Annotated in this window: 29 protein-coding genes and 1 tRNA gene; 26 read left to right on the top strand and 4 right to left on the bottom strand. The window is 63.6% G+C overall.

Annotated elements, in window-relative coordinates:
* Positions 1-23 precede the first annotated feature (23 nt).
* The 3 genes from QYL91_RS14210 to QYL91_RS14200 are packed head-to-tail and all read right to left on the bottom strand — an operon-like array spanning position 24 to position 1,807.
* Positions 24-506 carry a double winged helix-containing putative transcriptional regulator gene (locus tag QYL91_RS14210; protein WP_302081152.1) on the bottom strand — a complete coding sequence of 161 codons (483 nt, stop codon included), beginning with the start codon at positions 504-506 and terminating at the stop codon, positions 24-26.
* Between the two features lies 1 nt (position 507).
* Positions 508-1,437, bottom strand: coding sequence for a methenyltetrahydromethanopterin cyclohydrolase (gene mch, locus QYL91_RS14205; RefSeq protein ID WP_302081151.1), 930 nt, complete (start codon positions 1,435-1,437; stop codon positions 508-510).
* Positions 1,438-1,492: 55 nt separating this feature from the next.
* Positions 1,493-1,807 (bottom strand): thiamine-binding protein, encoded by a 315-nt coding sequence (locus QYL91_RS14200; RefSeq protein ID WP_302081150.1) that lies wholly within the window; start codon positions 1,805-1,807, stop codon positions 1,493-1,495.
* Positions 1,808-2,095: 288 nt separating this feature from the next.
* Between QYL91_RS14200 and QYL91_RS14195 the strand changes: the two genes are divergently transcribed.
* Positions 2,096-2,166: transfer RNA gene (locus QYL91_RS14195), tRNA-Gly, on the top strand.
* A gap of 604 nt (positions 2,167-2,770) precedes the next feature.
* Here the strand turns inward: QYL91_RS14195 and QYL91_RS14190 are convergent.
* On the bottom strand, positions 2,771-3,226 hold the full coding sequence (locus QYL91_RS14190) for a DUF892 family protein (protein WP_302081149.1): 456 nt from the start codon (positions 3,224-3,226) through the stop codon (positions 2,771-2,773).
* A 208-nt stretch (positions 3,227-3,434) separates the two neighbouring features.
* Between QYL91_RS14190 and QYL91_RS14185 the strand changes: the two genes are divergently transcribed.
* The 25 genes from QYL91_RS14185 to secY are packed head-to-tail and all read left to right on the top strand — an operon-like array spanning position 3,435 to position 17,635.
* Positions 3,435-4,277: an RNA methyltransferase gene (locus QYL91_RS14185; protein ID WP_302081148.1), complete on the top strand. Its 843-nt coding sequence runs from the start codon at positions 3,435-3,437 to the stop codon at positions 4,275-4,277.
* A gap of 3 nt (positions 4,278-4,280) precedes the next feature.
* Complete coding sequence (locus tag QYL91_RS14180) at positions 4,281-5,291, top strand: 50S ribosomal protein L3 (RefSeq protein WP_302081147.1); 1,011 nt, start codon at positions 4,281-4,283, stop codon at positions 5,289-5,291.
* Between the two features lie 3 nt (positions 5,292-5,294).
* Positions 5,295-6,035: a 50S ribosomal protein L4 gene (gene rpl4p, locus QYL91_RS14175; protein WP_302081146.1), complete on the top strand. Its 741-nt coding sequence runs from the start codon at positions 5,295-5,297 to the stop codon at positions 6,033-6,035.
* Positions 6,032-6,283, top strand: a complete 252-nt coding sequence (locus tag QYL91_RS14170) for a 50S ribosomal protein L23 (RefSeq protein WP_302081145.1) — start codon at positions 6,032-6,034, stop codon at positions 6,281-6,283. The genes rpl4p and QYL91_RS14170 overlap by 4 nt, the downstream gene beginning before the upstream one ends.
* Before the next feature lies 1 nt (position 6,284).
* Positions 6,285-7,010, top strand: coding sequence for a 50S ribosomal protein L2 (locus QYL91_RS14165; RefSeq protein ID WP_302081144.1), 726 nt, complete (start codon positions 6,285-6,287; stop codon positions 7,008-7,010).
* Positions 7,007-7,429 carry a 30S ribosomal protein S19 gene (locus QYL91_RS14160; protein ID WP_302081143.1) on the top strand — a complete coding sequence of 141 codons (423 nt, stop codon included), beginning with the start codon at positions 7,007-7,009 and terminating at the stop codon, positions 7,427-7,429. Before QYL91_RS14165 ends, QYL91_RS14160 begins: the two co-directional genes overlap by 4 nt.
* 1 nt (position 7,430) lies before the next feature.
* Complete coding sequence (locus QYL91_RS14155) at positions 7,431-7,892, top strand: 50S ribosomal protein L22 (protein WP_302081142.1); 462 nt, start codon at positions 7,431-7,433, stop codon at positions 7,890-7,892.
* Positions 7,892-8,812 carry a 30S ribosomal protein S3 gene (locus tag QYL91_RS14150; protein ID WP_302081141.1) on the top strand — a complete coding sequence of 307 codons (921 nt, stop codon included), beginning with the start codon at positions 7,892-7,894 and terminating at the stop codon, positions 8,810-8,812. The genes QYL91_RS14155 and QYL91_RS14150 overlap by 1 nt, the downstream gene beginning before the upstream one ends.
* Entirely contained in the window at positions 8,809-9,042 is a 234-nt protein-coding gene (gene rpmC / locus QYL91_RS14145) for a 50S ribosomal protein L29 (RefSeq protein WP_302081140.1), read from the top strand. The genes QYL91_RS14150 and rpmC overlap by 4 nt, the downstream gene beginning before the upstream one ends.
* Positions 9,043-9,363, top strand: coding sequence for a ribonuclease P protein component 1 (locus QYL91_RS14140; protein WP_302081139.1), 321 nt, complete (start codon positions 9,043-9,045; stop codon positions 9,361-9,363). It begins immediately after the preceding gene.
* Positions 9,354-9,680: a 30S ribosomal protein S17 gene (locus tag QYL91_RS14135; RefSeq protein ID WP_302081138.1), complete on the top strand. Its 327-nt coding sequence runs from the start codon at positions 9,354-9,356 to the stop codon at positions 9,678-9,680. Before QYL91_RS14140 ends, QYL91_RS14135 begins: the two co-directional genes overlap by 10 nt.
* A complete protein-coding gene (locus tag QYL91_RS14130; RefSeq protein ID WP_302081137.1) occupies positions 9,680-10,078 on the top strand; it encodes a 50S ribosomal protein L14 in 399 nt (132 codons plus the stop codon). The genes QYL91_RS14135 and QYL91_RS14130 overlap by 1 nt, the downstream gene beginning before the upstream one ends.
* Complete coding sequence (rplX, locus tag QYL91_RS14125) at positions 10,075-10,437, top strand: 50S ribosomal protein L24 (protein WP_302081136.1); 363 nt, start codon at positions 10,075-10,077, stop codon at positions 10,435-10,437. The genes QYL91_RS14130 and rplX overlap by 4 nt, the downstream gene beginning before the upstream one ends.
* On the top strand, positions 10,434-11,189 hold the full coding sequence (locus tag QYL91_RS14120) for a 30S ribosomal protein S4e (protein ID WP_302081135.1): 756 nt from the start codon (positions 10,434-10,436) through the stop codon (positions 11,187-11,189). The genes rplX and QYL91_RS14120 overlap by 4 nt, the downstream gene beginning before the upstream one ends.
* Positions 11,186-11,716, top strand: coding sequence for a 50S ribosomal protein L5 (locus tag QYL91_RS14115; RefSeq protein ID WP_302081134.1), 531 nt, complete (start codon positions 11,186-11,188; stop codon positions 11,714-11,716). The genes QYL91_RS14120 and QYL91_RS14115 overlap by 4 nt, the downstream gene beginning before the upstream one ends.
* Positions 11,713-11,904 carry a 30S ribosomal protein S14 gene (locus QYL91_RS14110; RefSeq protein ID WP_302081133.1) on the top strand — a complete coding sequence of 64 codons (192 nt, stop codon included), beginning with the start codon at positions 11,713-11,715 and terminating at the stop codon, positions 11,902-11,904. The genes QYL91_RS14115 and QYL91_RS14110 overlap by 4 nt, the downstream gene beginning before the upstream one ends.
* The gene (locus QYL91_RS14105; protein ID WP_302081132.1) at positions 11,901-12,293 is read left to right on the top strand and encodes a 30S ribosomal protein S8; all 393 of its coding nucleotides are present in this window, start codon (positions 11,901-11,903) and stop codon (positions 12,291-12,293) included. The genes QYL91_RS14110 and QYL91_RS14105 overlap by 4 nt, the downstream gene beginning before the upstream one ends.
* Positions 12,294-12,295: 2 nt before the next feature.
* Positions 12,296-12,832, top strand: a complete 537-nt coding sequence (locus QYL91_RS14100) for a 50S ribosomal protein L6 (protein ID WP_302081131.1) — start codon at positions 12,296-12,298, stop codon at positions 12,830-12,832.
* Positions 12,832-13,569: a 50S ribosomal protein L32e gene (locus QYL91_RS14095; RefSeq protein ID WP_302081130.1), complete on the top strand. Its 738-nt coding sequence runs from the start codon at positions 12,832-12,834 to the stop codon at positions 13,567-13,569. The genes QYL91_RS14100 and QYL91_RS14095 overlap by 1 nt, the downstream gene beginning before the upstream one ends.
* Positions 13,562-14,014 carry a 50S ribosomal protein L19e gene (locus QYL91_RS14090; RefSeq protein WP_302081129.1) on the top strand — a complete coding sequence of 151 codons (453 nt, stop codon included), beginning with the start codon at positions 13,562-13,564 and terminating at the stop codon, positions 14,012-14,014. The genes QYL91_RS14095 and QYL91_RS14090 overlap by 8 nt, the downstream gene beginning before the upstream one ends.
* A complete protein-coding gene (locus QYL91_RS14085; RefSeq protein ID WP_302081128.1) occupies positions 14,014-14,571 on the top strand; it encodes a 50S ribosomal protein L18 in 558 nt (185 codons plus the stop codon). Before QYL91_RS14090 ends, QYL91_RS14085 begins: the two co-directional genes overlap by 1 nt.
* A complete protein-coding gene (locus tag QYL91_RS14080) occupies positions 14,568-15,206 on the top strand; it encodes a 30S ribosomal protein S5 (protein ID WP_302081127.1) in 639 nt (212 codons plus the stop codon). The genes QYL91_RS14085 and QYL91_RS14080 overlap by 4 nt, the downstream gene beginning before the upstream one ends.
* On the top strand, positions 15,206-15,670 hold the full coding sequence (gene rpmD, locus QYL91_RS14075; protein WP_302081126.1) for a 50S ribosomal protein L30: 465 nt from the start codon (positions 15,206-15,208) through the stop codon (positions 15,668-15,670). The genes QYL91_RS14080 and rpmD overlap by 1 nt, the downstream gene beginning before the upstream one ends.
* Positions 15,670-16,155 carry an uL15m family ribosomal protein gene (locus tag QYL91_RS14070; protein WP_302081125.1) on the top strand — a complete coding sequence of 162 codons (486 nt, stop codon included), beginning with the start codon at positions 15,670-15,672 and terminating at the stop codon, positions 16,153-16,155. Before rpmD ends, QYL91_RS14070 begins: the two co-directional genes overlap by 1 nt.
* Position 16,156: 1 nt before the next feature.
* Positions 16,157-17,635, top strand: coding sequence for a preprotein translocase subunit SecY (gene secY, locus QYL91_RS14065; RefSeq protein ID WP_302081124.1), 1,479 nt, complete (start codon positions 16,157-16,159; stop codon positions 17,633-17,635).
* Position 17,636: the final 1 nt, after the last annotated feature.

Below are 17,636 nucleotides of genomic sequence, written 5' to 3'. Positions count from 1 at the left end.
TCGAGCGTGCAAAAGGTCGCCGCTTAGGCGCGTTCGTACCCGTTGTCGCCGCGCGTGACCAGTCCGAACGCCTCGCTCCACGCGAGTCGCAATCTAACTTTGTCCGTCCATTCGCTTTCCCAGTCGGCGTACCGATTGCGTTCCCAGCGTGGCACAAGGTTCCGGACCGACTCGAACGCTGCACTGTCGTCGAGCGGCGTCTCGGCATCGTCGAGGGCACCCAGCACTTCCTCGACGCCGAAGACGTTCTCCCGGAAGTTCTCGACGAGTCGGTCGGGTTCTGGCGGGTTCCGGACGCGGTGATAGCCCCGTTCGGTCTCTGCGACCAGTCCGAGCGCCGTCGCGAAGGTGAGCCACTCCCGGGCCTCGTCACGGGAGGGGACGGTCGTCCGGTCGCGGATACGCGTACAGCAGTCTTCGACGCTTCCCGGGACCAGCGGGAGCGCCTCGTGGACGTCGGTCAACAGCGCGCGGTCGGCCGGTGCGGGAACGACCTTGTATCGCATCTCAGTAGAAGCTCTCGGCGAGGATGTCCTCGTGTGTCTCGCCGACGACGTGGGTGTCGCCGCCGACGACGTCGACGGTCACCTGCGCGGGCGCAAAGAGGTCGACCGGCAACTCGTCGAAGTCCCAGTCGACATCCTCGAAGATGTCAGCGAACGGGCGGCCGTACTCGTCGCCGGCCGTCGAGACGAGTTCGTCAAAGCGGTCGAACGGCTCGTCGACGGTCAACGAGACTTGGCCGCCGTAGGCCAGCGCGTCGTTGGTCCGGGCCATCGCCGTCTCCTCGTCGCCTGCGACAGGCGCGACAGGCGCGGAGCTGCTCGCAGAGAGGATTTCCGCGGGGTCGTAGCCCAGTTCCGAGAGCCGGAACGTGGCGAGTTCGGCCGCGCGTGCGCCGGCGACGACACTGCCGGTGATCGAAGCCGTCGAAAATGTGGGCAGGAAGACGCCGCTTTCGGGGACGCCAGCGCGTTCCGCGACGGCCGCGGCAACGTCCTCGTCGGGGAGCGTGTCGCTCTCGACGGCGAGGACAGCAAAGTCGAAGTCGTCGCGATAGCCCACACGCGTGAAGATGTCCTCCTCGGCGACGAGCGCGCGAGCGGGACCGCTTCCGAGCCCTTCGAAGTCGTCGACGCTGAGTTCCCAGCCCGCCTTGCCGGCACAGAGCAGGGCCAGCGCGGGGTGGTCCGTCGAGAGTTCGACGTGCGGTGTCGGTGCGCCACCGACGGTATCCATTCGTGTCTGGACCGTCGCCAGTCCGGCCGTCTGGATTTCGGCCAGCAGGAGGCCGGCCTCGACGGCGCCCGGTACGTCGACACCGAAGTCCAGAACCGCGGCGTCGCCTTCCAGTCCGTAGACGTCGATAGTGAGTTCGTCAGCGAAGTCGATGGCCTCGTCGACGAGCTCCGTCGCCATTCGATTGAGACTTTCCATACCTCGCTTTTCGCTCACTCTCACTTAAGAACTCGCGGGTCTCGACTCCTGTGCCCTACTCGGGGCCACCGCTGGCCTCGCGGCCCAGGTGCTCCTCGACTGACTCGACTTTCTCTTCCATCGGGGCGTCGGTCGCGCGCTTGTCGTCGACTTTCAGAAAGGTGACGACGCGGTCGCTGTCGACCGCCTCGTGTGCCCCCTGCGCGGCTGCAAAGAGCGTCGCCGCGTCCCCGGCTTCGAGCATGGTTCCCATCGCGGTCGTCTCGTAGCGGACGTCGAACTCCTCCAGCGCGTCGACGGCCTTCGCTATCTCCGGTGCCATGCTTCCCTCGACTGTCGGCGAGACGGTCAGAAAGCCACTCGCTGTCATGGGTGGTGGTAGGGCGCGCCCGCCCCTAACTGTCGTGGTCGACCAGCGCGGACGACGATGACAATCGACTCCTCGATGTGCTATGTGTGCCGTGCTGTCACAGGTCGGGCAAAGGGATAGTCTATCCCAATCTGACCGCTTAGACGGCAGGACGGCACGTATGCGTCCATTCGGCAACTCTCGGGGACGGTTCTCTCTTCGTCACTCTGCCGTCCCGAGATTCGGAACGTTTTTATCTCCCATCCCTCCAACAACGTAGTGCAACGGACGCTCGCGGTGAGCAACCGAGCGCTGGTGGTGTAGTGGTATCACAGGACCCTGCCACGGTCCTAACCCGAGTTCAAATCTCGGCCAGCGCACTTCTCTAACTTTCGCGACGTAGAGTGTCATCTCCCTGTTCTCCTCGTTTCGACGGCTGAAACGAGAGCAGACTACGATGTAGCAAGCACCGCTCGTCCAGCGGCTTGCGAACCCGCTACTGCTCAGTGTCGAGTGGTATCTCCAAGAAGTGCCGGGCAGGACTCCGAATGGATGAGGGGAGAGAGTCTGTGAGGGGCACAGGCTTGAGGGGGGTGTCCATTCGGTGTACGAGTCCAGTTGCCCGTGTGCACTCCAACTCTGCCGCACTTGCGCGGCAGGTCAGCCATTATGGCCTTAGTTGAAAACTCTTGCCAAAAAATACCGCTTGATGACGTGATTTCTGCCCCTTTTCTCGCAAGTCACGCCATCTTACAGCACACAGCGTGTGTCGACTCCGCGACAAGCGACGAAACATGCATGCGGTCACGGAGAATATCGCCGCCCGAACCGATTCGACTGTCCCGAACTGGGGGTTGCGGACTGCGATCAGTCGCATAGGCTGACACACTGGCAGCCACACAGTTCAGTCCCGAACTGAAAATGGACTCACTATGCAGGAAAACTGGTGTTGTCGGTGGTCGGACGTGGCTGTCGGCGGGTCGGTCAGTCGTCCTGGTATTCTTTCTGGAAGCCACGGAACTCGGTCAGGTGGGCTTCCTCTTCGGCGAGGATGGTCACAGCGAGGTCTTCGGTGACGGGGTCGTTGGCTTCCTTGGCAGCGTCGATGAGGTCACGATACGTTGCGATGGCGTCCTCTTCAGCATCGAGAACGCCGTTGATGACCGCGAGGACGTCCGTGGAATCCTCTGGTGGCTGCAGCGAGTCCTGCCGGGCGGTAAACTCGGACGACCCTGGCGGGCGCGCGTCGAGTTGTTTGAGCCGCTGGCCCAACTGTTCGGCGTGTGCCAGCTCTTCCTGGATGTCCTGCTTGAGACTCTCTTTGATTTCTTCGGCCCGCACGCCGTCGAGGACGATTGCGTTCGTCTGGTAATTCATCACGGTCTCGATTTCGTCGCTGTACGCCTTCCGGAGGATTTCGATGACGCGGTCTGTAGACATGACATCGGCCCTTCGTGTCCCGGGTGCAAGTGTGTTCTGCCGACTGGGTTCGGTCCCGACACTGGACCACGAGACCGCGAGACAGGGTTTCGGAGCCTATCTGGTCCGTGTGAACGCGTCTCAGCGCGCGCGTGAAGCGCGTACTTTTTAAGGTAGGGATGGGGAGTAATCGGCACAGTCTAGTGGCGCGACGTGGAAGCGTTACGGCATGACTGTCAGCGTACTCGTGCCGTCGTCTCTCATCCGGGAAGCCGAGGACAAACGCGAGGCAACTCGCAAAATCGGCTACGTGGCCCGCGCGGCCACCGTCTTCCGGGTCGACCGACTCACGGTCTATCCGGACCCAGACGGGACCCGGAGATGGGACGAGGGGTTCGTCGAAACCGTACTCCGGTACGCCGCGACGCCCCCATACCTCCGAAAGGAGGTCTGGGATAAGCGGGACGAACTAGAGTTCGCGGGCGTCTTGCCGCCGCTCCGCGTGCGTTCACAGACCGGCTCCGGATCCGAGGGTTCGGGGTCGTTAAGACAGGGAATCGTGACCGAGGTCGGAACTGATGGTCGCGTTCGGGTCAATTGCGGACTGCAACACCCGGTCTCACTGCCCGTCCCCGATGATATGGGGGTCGAGCAGGGGGAGCGCGTCTCCGTCAGAGTCTCTTCGAGAGAGCCGGTCCGCGCGAAGCTCGTCGCCGAATCCCCACCGGGATTCGCCGTCGACACCGCGGACCTCGATTCGGCGCTCGCACGCGACGATTCGGGACTGGCCGTCGCCGCTTCGCGGTACGGCGAGACACTCGACGTCGCACGTCTGGACCAGTTGGTCGAGACGATAGCTGCGAGCGGTCGGCCGGAACTGACCGTCGCCTTCGGCGCGCCAGAGCGGGGCCTTCCCGCCATCCTGGGCGTCGACGCCGACCGTATCGGAGAGGCCAGTGAGACTGGTCGATTCGACCTCTGGCTGAATACGGTTCCGAATCAAGGCAGCGAGGTGGTGCGAACCGAAGAAGCAATCGTCGCCACGCTCGCCTGCCTCACCCTCACGGAGTGAACAATGCCACAATCAAGCAGACCACGAAAAGGTTCGCTGGGCTTCGGCCCGCGGAGCCGCGCGTCTTCCGAGACGCCGCGGTTCAATAGCTGGCCCGACGACGACGGCCAGCCGGGGCTACAGGGCTTTGCCGGCTACAAGGCTGGCATGAGCCACGTCGTGATGATCAACGACGAGCCAAACTCCGCACGCGAGGGGATGGAGGAGACTGTCCCGGTGACAGTCCTCGAAACTCCCCCGATGCGGGTCGTAGCACTGCGAGCTTACGAAGACACGCCGTACGGCAAGCGTCCACTGACGGACGTCTGGACCGACGAGTTCCTCCCGGAACTCGACCGCGCTCTGGACGTTCCCGAGGACCACGACGCCGCGGCAACAGAGGAACAGGTACGAGACGCACTCGAGTCGGGCGACCTGGCGGACGTTCGTGCGGTCACGCACACCGTCCCCGGCGAACTCGGCGGCGTCCCGAAGAAGAAACCCGATGTCATGGAGAATCGCATCGGGGGCGGCTCTCTTGCTGACCGCGTCGAATTCGGACTCGACTTGCTCGATGAAGGCACAGTCGACGTGACCGACGTGTTCCGCGCCGGCGAGTACGCCGACGTGGCCGCCGTCACCAAGGGCAAAGGGACACAGGGTCCCGTCAAGCGCTGGGGCGTCCAAAAGCGGAAGGGCAAACACGCACGTCAGGGTTGGCGACGCCGTATCGGCAACCTCGGCCCGTGGAACCCGAGCCGCGTTCGCTCGACGGTCCCACAGCAGGGACAGATGGGCTACCATCAGCGAACCGAACTCAACAAGCGCCTCATCGACCTCGACGAGGAGGGAGCCGCCGTCGACGGTGGCTTCGTCAACTACGGCGAGGTCGACGGCTCGTTCGCGCTGGTCAAGGGCTCGGTGCCCGGACCGGAGCAGCGCCTCGTGCGCATGCGCCCGGCAGTGCGTCCGAACGACCAACCGCGCCTCGACCCCGAGGTGCGCTACGTCTCCGAGGAGTCGAATCAGGGATAAACTATGCAGGCAACAGTACACGACCTGAACGGCGACGACGCTGGGGAAGTCCAACTCCCCGAGGTCTTCGAGACCACGTACCGACCGGACCTCATCCGGAAGGCCGTCACCGCCGCGCAGGCAAACCGCAAGCAGGACTACGGTTCCGACGATTACGCCGGGCTGCGAACGCCCGCCGAGTCGTTCGGAAGCGGTCGTGGGCAGGCCCACGTACCGCGTGAGAACGGCCAGGGCGCTCGCGTCCCCCAGACCGTTGGGGGCCGCCGCGCACACCCGCCGAAAGAAGAGAAGGACCGCTCGCTGTCTATCAACGACAAAGAGCGAAAACTCGCCGTCCGCTCGGCCATCGCGGCCACGACGGACGTCGAGGTCGTCGAAGAGCGCGGTCACGACTTCGGTGACGTGGAGCTTCCGCTGGTCGTCTCTGACGACTTCGAGGAGGTCCACAAGACCCAGGAGGTCGTCGACGTGCTCGAAGCACTCGACATCTACGCCGACATCGAGCGCGCAGACGAGACCAAGATTCGGGCCGGCCGTGGCTCCTCCCGGGGCCGCAAGTACCGCCGCCCGACCTCGGTTCTCTTTGTCACCAGCGAGGAGCCGTCGCGTGGCGCACGCAATCTCGCGGGCGCAGACGTGGCGACTGCCGGTGAGGTCAACGCAGAGGACCTCGCACCCGGTGGCGAGGGCGGTCGACTGACCGTCTGGACCGAGAGCGCACTCGAGGAGGTGGCTGACCGATGACTGTCATCGAACATCCACACGTCACCGAGAAGGCCGTCGACAAGATGGACTTCGAGAACAAGATGCAGTTCATCGTCGACATCGACGCCAACAAAGGCGAGATTGCCGAGGACATCGCTGCCCAGTACGACGTCACCGTCGAGAACGTGACCACGATGGTCACGCCACAGGGCAAGAAGAAGGCAACTGTGCTCCTCTCGGAGGACGACGACGCACAGGAAATCGCCAGCCGCATCGGGGTGTTCTAAGATGGGACGACGAATTCAGGGACAACGACGCGGACGCGGGACGCCCACGTTCCGGGCCCCCTCGCACCGCTACAAATCGGACCTGCAGCATCGCAACGTCGAAGACGGCGACGTCGTCTCCGGGACGGTCGTCGACATCGAACACGACCCGGCACGGAGCGCACCCGTCGCCGCAGTCGAGTTCGAGGACGGCGACCACCGCCTCGTGCTCGCGCCGGAAGGCGTGGGCGTGGGCGACCGGATTCAGGTCGGCGTCTCCTCGGCTATCGAGCCGGGCAACACTCTTCCGCTCGCGGAGATTCCGGAAGGTGTCCCCGTCTGTAACGTCGAGTCCAACCAGGGCGACGGGGGCAAGTTCGCCCGAGCCTCCGGTGTCAACGCGACGCTGATGGCCCACGACCGCAACGTCGCGGTCGTCCAGCTGCCAAGCGACGACGTCGTGCGACTCGACCCACAGTGTCGAGCCACCATCGGCGTGGTCGCCGGTGGCGGCCGGACGGAGAAGCCGATGGTCAAGGCAGGCAACAAGTACCACAAGATGAAAGCCCGCGGGACGAAGTGGCCGAACGTCCGCGGTGTTGCGATGAACGCCGTCGACCACCCGTTCGGTGGCGGTGGCCGGCAACACCCCGGCAAGCCCAAGTCCATTTCGCGAAACGCCCCGCCGGGCCGCAAAGTCGGTGACATCGCCTCGCGACGAACCGGCCGTGGTGGTGACTCAGAATGAGCTCGGATTACCAAATCGGTCACGAAGGTGAGTTCACCTACCGTGGCTACACGCTCGACGAACTGCAGGCAATGAGCATCGACGAGGTTGCGGAACTGCTTCCCGCGCGCCAGCGGCGAACTATCGAACGCGGTCTGTCCGTCGAACACGAGAAACTTCTCGCGAAGGCCCGCGAGGCCGACGAGGAGGAGACGGCGAACAACCCAATCCGAACACACCTCCGGAGTATGCCGATTCTCCCGGAGATGGTTGGGCTGACTTTCGCCGTCCACACCGGCCAGAGCTTCGAGCGCGTCCAGGTCGAACCCGAGATGATCGGGCACTATCTGGGCGAGTTCCAGCTCACCCGGACCTCGGTCGAGCACGGACAGGCCGGGATTGGAGCGACACGCTCCTCGAAGTTCGTGCCACTCAAATAACATGGGAATCAGCTACTCAGTTGACGTCGACCCGGACACGACGGCGAAAGCGATGCTCCGGGAGCGTCAGGTAAGTCTCAAGCACAGCAAGGCCATCGCCCGCGAAATCAAGGGCATGACGGCCGAGGATGCGGTCTCCTATCTGGAGAGCGTCATCAACGAGGACCAGTCGGTCCCGTTCCGTCAGCACAACACGGGCGTCGGCCACCGCAACGACATCGACGGCTGGGACGCCGGCCGCTACCCCGAGAAGGCCAGCAAGGCCTTCCTCGACCTGCTGGAAAACGCAGTCGGCAACGCAGACCACCAGGGATTCGACGGCGAGTCGATGGAAATCGTCCACGTCGCACCCCACAAGGTCGGCGAACAGGCAGGCCGCCAGCCCCGCGCGATGGGGCGGGCCTCCCCGACGGCCGCACCGGAACTCGACGTCGAACTCATCCTCCAGGAGGTCGATGAGTGATGGCGGACGAACAGCAGTTCATCGAGAACGGGCTTCAGCGTACCCAGATCGACGAGTTCTTCCAGGACGAACTCGGTCGCGCCGGCTACGGCGGGATGGAGATCGCAAAGACCCCGATGGGCACCCAGATTGTGCTCAAAGCCGAAAAGCCAGGGATGGTCATCGGCAAGGGCGGGAAGAACATCCGGAAGGTCACGACCACGCTCGAAGAGGAGTTCGGGCTGGAAGACCCGCAGGTTGACGTCCAGGAAGTCGAAGAGCCGGACCTCAACGCGGCAATCGTCGCCGACCGACTGGCCAACGCGCTCGAGCGTGGCTGGTACTTCCGGAAAGCTGGTCACACGACCATCGACCGCATCATGGAAGCCGGCGCGCTCGGTGCCGAAATCGTTCTGTCCGGAAAAGTGACAGGCGCACGCTCGCGCGTAGAGAAGTTCAACCGTGGCTACATCAAGCACAACGGCGAACCCGCAGAGGAGATCGTCGACCACGGTATCGGCACCGCAGTGATGAAACTCGGCACCATCGGTGTGCAGGTCAAGATCATTCCGCCGGACGCGGAGCTCCCCGACGACTTCGAGATTTACGAGGATGTCGAGGTCGAAGACTACATAGAGGAAGCCGAGGGCGTCGAAGAACTGCTCGCCGGCGAACCCGACGACGAGGAAGCAACCGAGGACGCGTCCACGGCGGACGAACCCGAGGCCGTCGAGGAAGACGTCGACGTCGAAGTCGACGAGGAAGTCATCGAGGAGGCCGACGAGGAGTTCGAGGACCCGGACGTCCCTGACGAAGCGGACGTCGAAGAGAACCTCGACGACCTCGCGGCCGACGTCGACGAGGAACTCGACGAGGACACCGAGGCAGAAGCCGAAGAGCTGATGGACGAGATGGAAGACGAGGAGGGTGACGAGGAATGACGATTCTGCACACCTCCGAGATTCGAGACATGACGGCCGCCGAGCGCGAGGCGGAACTCGAAGACCTCGAGACGGAACTGCTCAACGCAGAAGCAGTGAAGGCAGCAGGTGGGATGCCGGACAGTCCCGGCCGTATCAAGGAACTCCGGCGGACCATCGCACGCATCAAGACGATTCAGAACGAAGAGGGCGACCTCGCGGGCGGCGCAGCCGCCGAGGAGGCCGAATAAATGCCGTTGACACCCGAGTCGCTCCCGCGACACGAACTGGTCGGACTCGACGCCGAGATCGTCTCGGCGGACAACACCGACCTCGTCGGCATTGCAGGTGACGTCGTGACGGAGACGACGAAGACGCTGGGAATCGAAGTTGTAGACAGTCGAACTGAATCCGGTAGCGACCGGGTGTCTCACGTGCCGAAGGCCGGAACGACCTTCGAGTTCGAGATTCCGAGCGGTGGCGGCTATCAGCTCGTCACCGTCGACGGAGACCGACTCGTCGCGCGACCGGCACGACGCACGGAACAGACAGGTGATTCGAAATGGCGCTAGGATTGAACGTAGCAACACCGGAGGAGGCCTGTGACGACGAGAACTGCCCGTTCCACGGCACACTGAGTGTCCGCGGGCAGACGCTCGACGGAGAGGTCGCCTCCACAGACATGGACAAGACCGTCGTCGTCGAACGAGAGTACGACGTAACGGTGCCGAAGTACGACCGGCTCATGAAGCGACGGAGCCGCGTCCCGGCCCACGCACCACCGTGTGTGGACCTGGAAGTCGGCGACACGGTCACGATAGCAGAGACACGACCGCTCTCGAAAACCAAATCCCACGTAGTTGTCGAAGTCACAGGGGGTGAGGAGTGATGGAGGCACTGAAGGCCGACGTCACGCAGGGCCTCGAGAAAGGCTCGCTCATCAACTGTGCGGACAACACGGGCGCACGGCAGCTGAAGGTTATCAGCACGGCCGGCTACTCGGGAACCGTCAACCGACACCCCAAAGCGGGGCTCGGTGACAAGATCACGGTCTCGGTCACGAAAGGGACCCCCGAGATGCGCCGGCAGGTGCTCGAAGCTGTCGTCGTTCGACAGCGAAAGCCCATCCGTCGCCCGGACGGGACCCGCCTGAAGTTCGAAGACAACGCCGCGGTCATCATCGACGAGAACGAGGAACCGCGCGGGACCGAACTCAAGGGCCCCATCGCACGGGAAGTCGCAGAGCGGTTTGGAAGCGTCGCGTCAACAGCGACTATGATAGTATGACAGAACAACCACGCAAACAGCGAAAACAGGCTGCCGAAGCCCCGCTGCACGAGCGCCACAAGGACGTGCGCACGACGCTGTCCGACGATCTCCGCGAGGAGTACGGACAGCGAAACGTGCGCGTCAACGAGGGCGACACCGTCGAAGTGCTCCGTGGTGACCACGCCGGCGAGGAGGAAGACGTCGTGAACGTCGACCTTCGCGAAGGCGTCGTCCACGTCGAGGAGGTCACACAGGAGACAGCAGACGGCGAAGAGGTCCCACGACCGCTCGACGCGAGCAACCTTCGTGTCACGAGTCTGGATCTCTCCGACGAGCGGCGTGAGGCACGCCTGGAATCCGAGGAGGACAGCGCATGACGAAACATCAGAAACGACTTTCGGTGCCGAAAAGCTGGCCTATCGAGCGAAAGACCGAGACGTTCACGGTCAAGGCCGACGCCGGTCCCCACGGTGAGGCAGGGGTTCCTCTGCTCATCATCCTGCGGGACGTGCTCGGTTACGCCGATAGCCGCAAAGAAGCACGGTACGCGCTCAACGAGGACAACGTCGTCATCAACGGCACGGCCGTCTCCGACGAGGAGCGACCGGTCGGGATGTTCGACATTCTGGCCTTCGACGAGCGCGAAGAGTACTACCGCGTGTTCCCCGGCGAGGGTGGTCGGCTGTCGCTGACCCCCATCGACGAGGACAGCGCCCAGTCGAAGCTCGGCAAGATTACCGAGAAGCGACACGTTCCCGGCGGCGACGTGCAGCTGACACTCCACGACGGGCAGACGCTGCTCGTCGAGGAAGACAGCGACTACAACGGCGGGGACTCCCTTGTCGTCGGCAACGAGGACAACGAAATCGTCGCTCACTTCGAGTACGAAGAGGGCGCACTCGTGACGGCCGTCGACGGCGCACACGCCGGCGACATCGGCCGTATCGAGGAGATTCAGGTCACGCCGAGCAGTGCCCAGAACAACGTCCTTGCCACCCAGGAAGACATTCCAGGTGTCAAAGACGAGGGCGGCTTCGAGACCGTCGAGGAGTACGTCGTCGTCATCGACGAGAACTTCATCGAGGGCGACGCCCAGACCGCACCGGAAGACGGAGGTGACGACGAATGAGTTCGGAATCCGAAAGCGGAGAGTTCCACGAGATGCGGGAACCCCGCGTCGAGAAAGTCGTCGTCCACATGGGTATCGGTCAGGGTGGGGAACCACTCGGACTGGCCGAAGACATCATGGCCGAGATTACGGGCCAGGACCCGGTCCGGACCACGGCAAAGAAGACCGAACCGGACTTCAACATCCGCGAGGGTGACCCCATCGGAACGAAAGTCACGCTGCGTGACGACGACGCCGAGGAGTTCCTCCAGACGGCACTCCCGCTGGTGGACCTCTCGGCATCGCAGTTCGACGATACCGGGAACTTCTCCTTTGGCGTCGAGGAACACACGGAGTTCCCGAGCCAGGAGTACGACCCGACAATCGGCATCTTCGGGCTGGACGTGACGGTCAATCTCGTCCGCCCCGGATACCGGGTGGCAAAGCGGGACAAGGCATCGCGCCCGATTCCGTCGGCCCACCGGCTCGACGTCGACGACGCAGTCGCCTTCGTCGAGAACACCTTCGACGTGGAGGTCGACCAATGAGCGAGAGTGAAAATGCGGACGGCGACGAGGAGCGCACCGGCGAGCACGCCGCGAAACGCACGGGACAGCTACAGTCGTGTCAGCGCTGTGGCCGCGAACAGGGACTTGTTGGAAAGTACAACATCTACCTGTGCCGGCAGTGCTTCCGCGAGGTGTCCCGGAGCATGGGATTCAAGAAATACTCATGACAGGAACGGACCCACTCGCCAATGCGCTCTCGGCGATCGACAACGCAGAGAGCGTCGGCCATCTCGACCAGACAGTACAGCCCGCCTCGAACGAAATCGGCAGCGTCCTCGAGGTCTTCTACGACCGCGGGTACATCGACGGCTTCCAGTTCGTCGACGACGGCAAAGCCGGCCAGTTCGAGGTCGACCTGAAAGGAGCAATCAACGAGTGTGGCCCGGTCAAGCCGCGCTACTCCGCGACGGCCGACGAGTTCGAAAAGTGGGAGAAGCGATTCCTCCCCGCCCGTGACTACGGGACGCTCGTCGTCACCACCTCGCGTGGCGTTATGAGCCACTACGAGGCCCGCGAAGAGGGCGTCGGCGGCCAGGTCATCGCATACGTCTACTAACAATGCCACGAACAGCACTTGAGATACCCGACGACGTGAGCGCCGAGATGGACCATCTCGACCTCACAGTAGAGGGACCGAACGGCAGCGTCACACGCCGCCTCTGGTACCCGGATGTCTCGGTTACAGTCGAGGACGGCGAGGTTCTCATCACGAGCGACGAGGACGACGCCAAGACAAATTCGACGCTTGGCACCTTCGAGAGCCACGTCCGCAACATGTTCCACGGTGTGACCGAGGGCTGGGAGTACGAGATGGAAGTCTTCTACTCTCACTTCCCGATGCAGGTCAACGTGGAGGGCAACGAGGTCGTCATCGAGAACTTCCTCGGCGAGAAAGCCCCCCGACGCACCGAGATTCACGGCGAGACAGAAGTCGAAGTGAGCGAGGAGAACGTGACGCTGCGTGGACCGAACGTCGAAGACGTCGGTCAGACGGCTGCCGACATCGAGCAGCTGACCCGCGTCACGGACAAGGACGTTCGTGTCTTCCAGGACGGCGTCTACATCACACAGAAACCGAACCGAGGTGACGCCTGATGGCAGACAACGATGAAGACGTCGCAGTTGACGACGAACAGGCCGACGAAGAATTCGACGAGATGACCGACATCAGCGGTGTTGGCCCGTCGAAGGCCGACGCACTGGCCGATGCCGGCTACGAGACAGTCGACGACATCCGGGCCGCAAGCCAGGACGACCTCGCAGAAGTCGAAGGTGTCGGGATGGCACTCGCAGCCCGTGTCAAGGCCGACGTCGGTGACCTCGAAGTCAGCGACGAAGTCGAGGCTGACGTCGAAGAGGAGACCACGGACGTCGAAGAGGAAGATGTCGAAACCGAACTGCAGCCCCGCGGACTGGTCGAGAAGACGCCGGACCTCGACGACGAGGCAAAGCGTCTGCTCACCCAGCGCAAACGCGAGGGCAAACCGCAGTTCAACCGACAGGACCACCACAAGAAAAAGCGCGTCGGCACCTCGTGGCGACGCCCGCGCGGCCAGCTCTCGAAGCAGCGCCGCGGACACAAGGGCAAAGGCGACACCGTCGAAGCGGGCTTCCGTTCCCCGAAGGCGGTCCGTGGCCTGCACCCGTCCGGTTTCGAAGAGGTCCGCGTCCACAACGTCGACGACCTCGAGGGCGTCGACGGCGACACCGAGGCAGTGCGTATCGCCTCGAAAGTCGGTGGCCGCAAACGCGAACGCATCGAGGAGGAAGCAGAGGACCGCGAGATTCGTGTCCTCAACCCCACTTACGAGGAGGTCGAAGTGAATGACTGACCTGAGTGCACAGAAGCGACTGGCCGCGGACGTCCTCGACGTCGGGAAGAACAAACTCTGGTTTGACCCCGAACGACAGGGCGACATCGCAGAGGCGATTACCCGCGAAGACATCCGCGAACTGGTCGACGACGGCGTCATCCGCGCCGAGGAGCCACAGGGCAACTCGCGTGGCCGCGCTCGCGAACGACAGGAGAAACGCTCCTACGGGCACCAGAAAGGAGCCGGCTCCCGGAAGGGGAAGGCCGGTGCCCGCCAGGGCGACAAGGAGAACTGGCAATCGAGAATCCGCGCACAGCGCGAACACCTCCAACAGCTCCGCGACGAGGGTGACCTCGAATCGTCGGAGTACCGCGACCTGTACAACAAGGCAGGCGGTGGGGAGTTCGACTCCGTCGCGGACCTCGATCGGTTCATCGACGACAACAACTACGGTGACACATAATGGCGACAGGACCACGATACACGGTGCCGATGCGGCGTCGCCGCGAGGCCCGTACAGATTACCATCAGCGGTTGCGCCTGTTGAAATCCGGCAAGCCACGGCTCGTCGCTCGAAAGAGCAACAAGCAAGTCAGGGCGCAGCTGGTGACGACTGGCCCCGCCGGCGACCAGACGGTTGCCGCCGCGGAATCGAACGATCTCGCCGAGTACGGCTGGGAGGCACCGACGGGCAACATGCCCGCCGCGTACCTCACCGGACTGCTCGCGGGACTGCGGGCCATCGAGGCCGGCATCGAGGAAGCGGTGCTCGACATCGGACTGAACTCCCCGACGCCGGGGAGCAAGGTCTTTGCAGTACAGGAAGGCGCAATCGACGCCGGGCTCGAAATCCCGCACAACGACGACGTGCTGGCCGACTGGGAGCGGACCCGCGGCGAGCACATCGCCGAGTACGCCGAGCAGGAAGACGGCCTCTACAGCGGCGATTTCGACGCCACAGAGTTGCCCGCGCACTTCGACGAGACGCGGGAGACACTAATGGGTGACATCGAACTATGAGTGCTGACAACGGATGGGAACCACAGACGCGGCTCGGTAAGAAGGTCGCAGACGGCGACATCGAGACGATGCGGGACGCGCTCAACGCCGGGCTGCCGCTGAAGGAACCCGAGATAGTCGACCAGCTCGTCCCCGGACTCGAGGACGAAGTGCTGGACATCAACATGGTCCAGCGAATGACCGACTCTGGACGGCGGGTGAAGTTCCGCTGTGTCGTCGTCGTGGGCAACCGCGACGGCCTCGTCGGCTACGCCGAGGGGCGTGACGACCAGGTCGGCGGCGCAATCCAGAAAGCAATCGAGATCGGCAAGCTCAACCTCATCGACGTCTCCCGTGGCTGTGGGTCCTGGGAGTGTGGCTGTGGCCGTCCCCACACGGTCGCGCTGCGCACCACAGGCAAGGCCGGGAGCGTCGAGGTCGAACTCCAGCCCGCACCGCGCGGGCTCGGCCTTGCAGGCGGGGAGACCGTCCGCAAGGTGCTCGAACTCGCCGGTATCGAAGACATCTGGACGCGCTCGTCGGGGAACACCCGAACGACGGTCAACTTCGCCAAGGCCACGTTCAACGCCTTGCAGAACACCGCTGAGGCACGCGTTCCACAGCGGACGTTCGAAAAGCGCGAGGTGATCGAGTAATGCACGCACTCGTTCAGATTCGCGGCAACGTCAACATGAACGGCGACATTCAGGACACACTCGAGATGCTCAACATCCACCGTGTCAACCACGCGACGTTCGTCCCCGAGACGGAGGCATACTCCGGGATGGTGACGAAGGTCAACGACTACGTGGCACACGGCGAGCCGAGCCAGGAGACGGTCGAACTCCTGCTCGAAACCCGCGCCGAGCCCGCCGAGGGCGACGGTGACATCACCGACGAGTGGGTCGCCGAGAACACCGACTACGACGACATCGCAGCGCTGGCCGACGCGCTGGTCGCCGAGGAGACCCGTCTGCAAGACGAGGGGCTCTCCCCGACGCTCCGTCTGCACCCGCCACGCGGCGGTCACGAGGGTATCAAGCACCCGACCAAGGAGGGTGGCCAGCTCGGCAAACACGAGACAGACGCTATCGACAACCTCCTGGAGGCGATGCGATAATGACAAACAAGAAGAAACGACAGCGCGGCTCGCGCACACACGGTGGCGGCTCACACAAGAACCGTCGTGGTGCCGGTCACCGCGGTGGGCGCGGCGCAGCAGGTCGTGACAAACACGAGTTCCACAACTACAAACCGCTCGGGAAACACGGCTTCTCCCGTCCGGAGAAGGTCAAAGACGACGTCGTCACCGTCGACGTGCAGAAACTCGACGAGGACGCCGCACTGCTCGCCGCAGACGGGGTCGCGGAGGAGACCGACGACGGCTACGCAGTCGACGCTCGCGACGTGGCAGACGACGGCTACGACGCGGACGCAGTGAAGGTACTCGGTACGGGTCAGGTCCGCAACACGCTGGACGTGACCGCCGACGCCTTCTCTGCGGGCGCACGCGAACTGCTCGAGGAATCGGGCGGCTCCGCGCAACTTTCCGAGCGAGCGGACGAAGCCGAAGAGGAGACAGCAGACGAGACAGACGAGGACTAACATGAGCTGGAAGGACACCGCCGAACCGGTACTCACCAGGATGCCGTCGGTCCGCCGCCCGCAGGGACACGTTCCCTTCAAGCGGAAGCTGGGCTGGACGGTCGGCGTCTTGGTGCTGTATTTCTTCCTGACCAACGTCTTCCTTTTCGGCCTCGGTACCGGTGGCGGCGACCTCTTCGGCCAGTTCCGGTCGATTCTCGCCGGCGGACAGGGGACAGTGCTGCAACTCGGCATCGGGCCGATTGTCACAGCAAGCATTGTCCTCCAGCTACTCGGCGGTGCCGACCTGCTCGGTCTCGACACGCAGAACAACCCGCGAGACCAGGTCCTCTATCAGGGACTCCAGAAGTTCCTCGTCGTCGTGATGTGTATCCTGACGGGGCTTCCGATGGTCTTTGCCGGTGACTTCCTGCCGCCGAGTCCAGACCTCGCGCAGTCGCTCGGAATCGGTCTGGGTGGCGTTCGACTCCTCCTCTTTGCCCAGATCTTCGCTGGGGGGATTCTCATCCTCTACATGGACGAGGTCATCAGCAAGTGGGGCGTCGGCTCCGGTATTGGCCTGTTCATTATCGCCGGTGTCTCCCAGCGACTCATCGGTGGTCTCGCCCAGATTCCTGGCTTCAACGCGCCATCGGGCACGTCGGCCGGGATCATCCCGACGTGGATCGGGATCTTGCTGGGCAACCAGTCGGTACCACCGCTGCTGACGCCTGAAGGCATCCGGGCACTGCTCCTCGGTGTCGGGCAAATTGTCCCCATCTTGACGACCATCGGCATCTTCGTCGTGGTCGTCTACGCCGAGTCCGTCCGCATCGAGATTCCGCTCTCGAACGCCCGGGTCAAGGGCGCACGCGGACGCTTCCCGGTGAAGCTCATCTACGCCAGCGTCCTGCCGATGATTCTCGTTCGCGCACTGCAGGCGAACATCCAGTTCCTCGGCCGGATTCTCAACGCACAGCTGGCGAGTATGCCTGCGTGGCTCGGGTCCTACTCACAGGGCAGCCCGACCGGCGGGCTGTTCTACTTCCTCGCACCCGTCCGTGACCCGAACGACTGGATGTGGTTTGCCGGCGGTGGCGGCGGCAACGCCCCCTGGGAGATTATGATGCGAATCGGCGTCGACCTGACCTTCATGGTCGTCGGCGGCGCAATCTTCGCCATCTTCTGGGTGGAGACCACTGACATGGGTCCGGACGCGACGGCCCAGCAGATTCACAACTCCGGGATGCAGATTCCCGGCTTCCGCCAGAACGTCCGCTCTATCGAGCGGGTGCTCGAACAGTACATCCCGCAGGTGACCGTCATCGGCGGTGCGCTCGTCGGGCTCCTCGCCGTCATGGCGAACATGCTCGGCACTATCGGTGGTGTCTCCGGAACGGGACTGCTGCTGACAGTCTCGATCACCTACAAGCTCTACGAGGAGATTGCAGAAGAGCAACTCATGGAAATGCACCCGATGATGCGCCAGATGTTCGGATAAC

This window comes from Salinibaculum rarum (genome assembly GCF_030505615.1).
In the GTDB taxonomy this organism is placed as follows: Archaea; Halobacteriota; Halobacteria; order Halobacteriales; family Haloarculaceae; genus Salinibaculum; species Salinibaculum rarum.
Note: the sequence above shows the minus strand (reverse complement) of the source record. Positions and strands in the feature narration are given on the sequence as shown.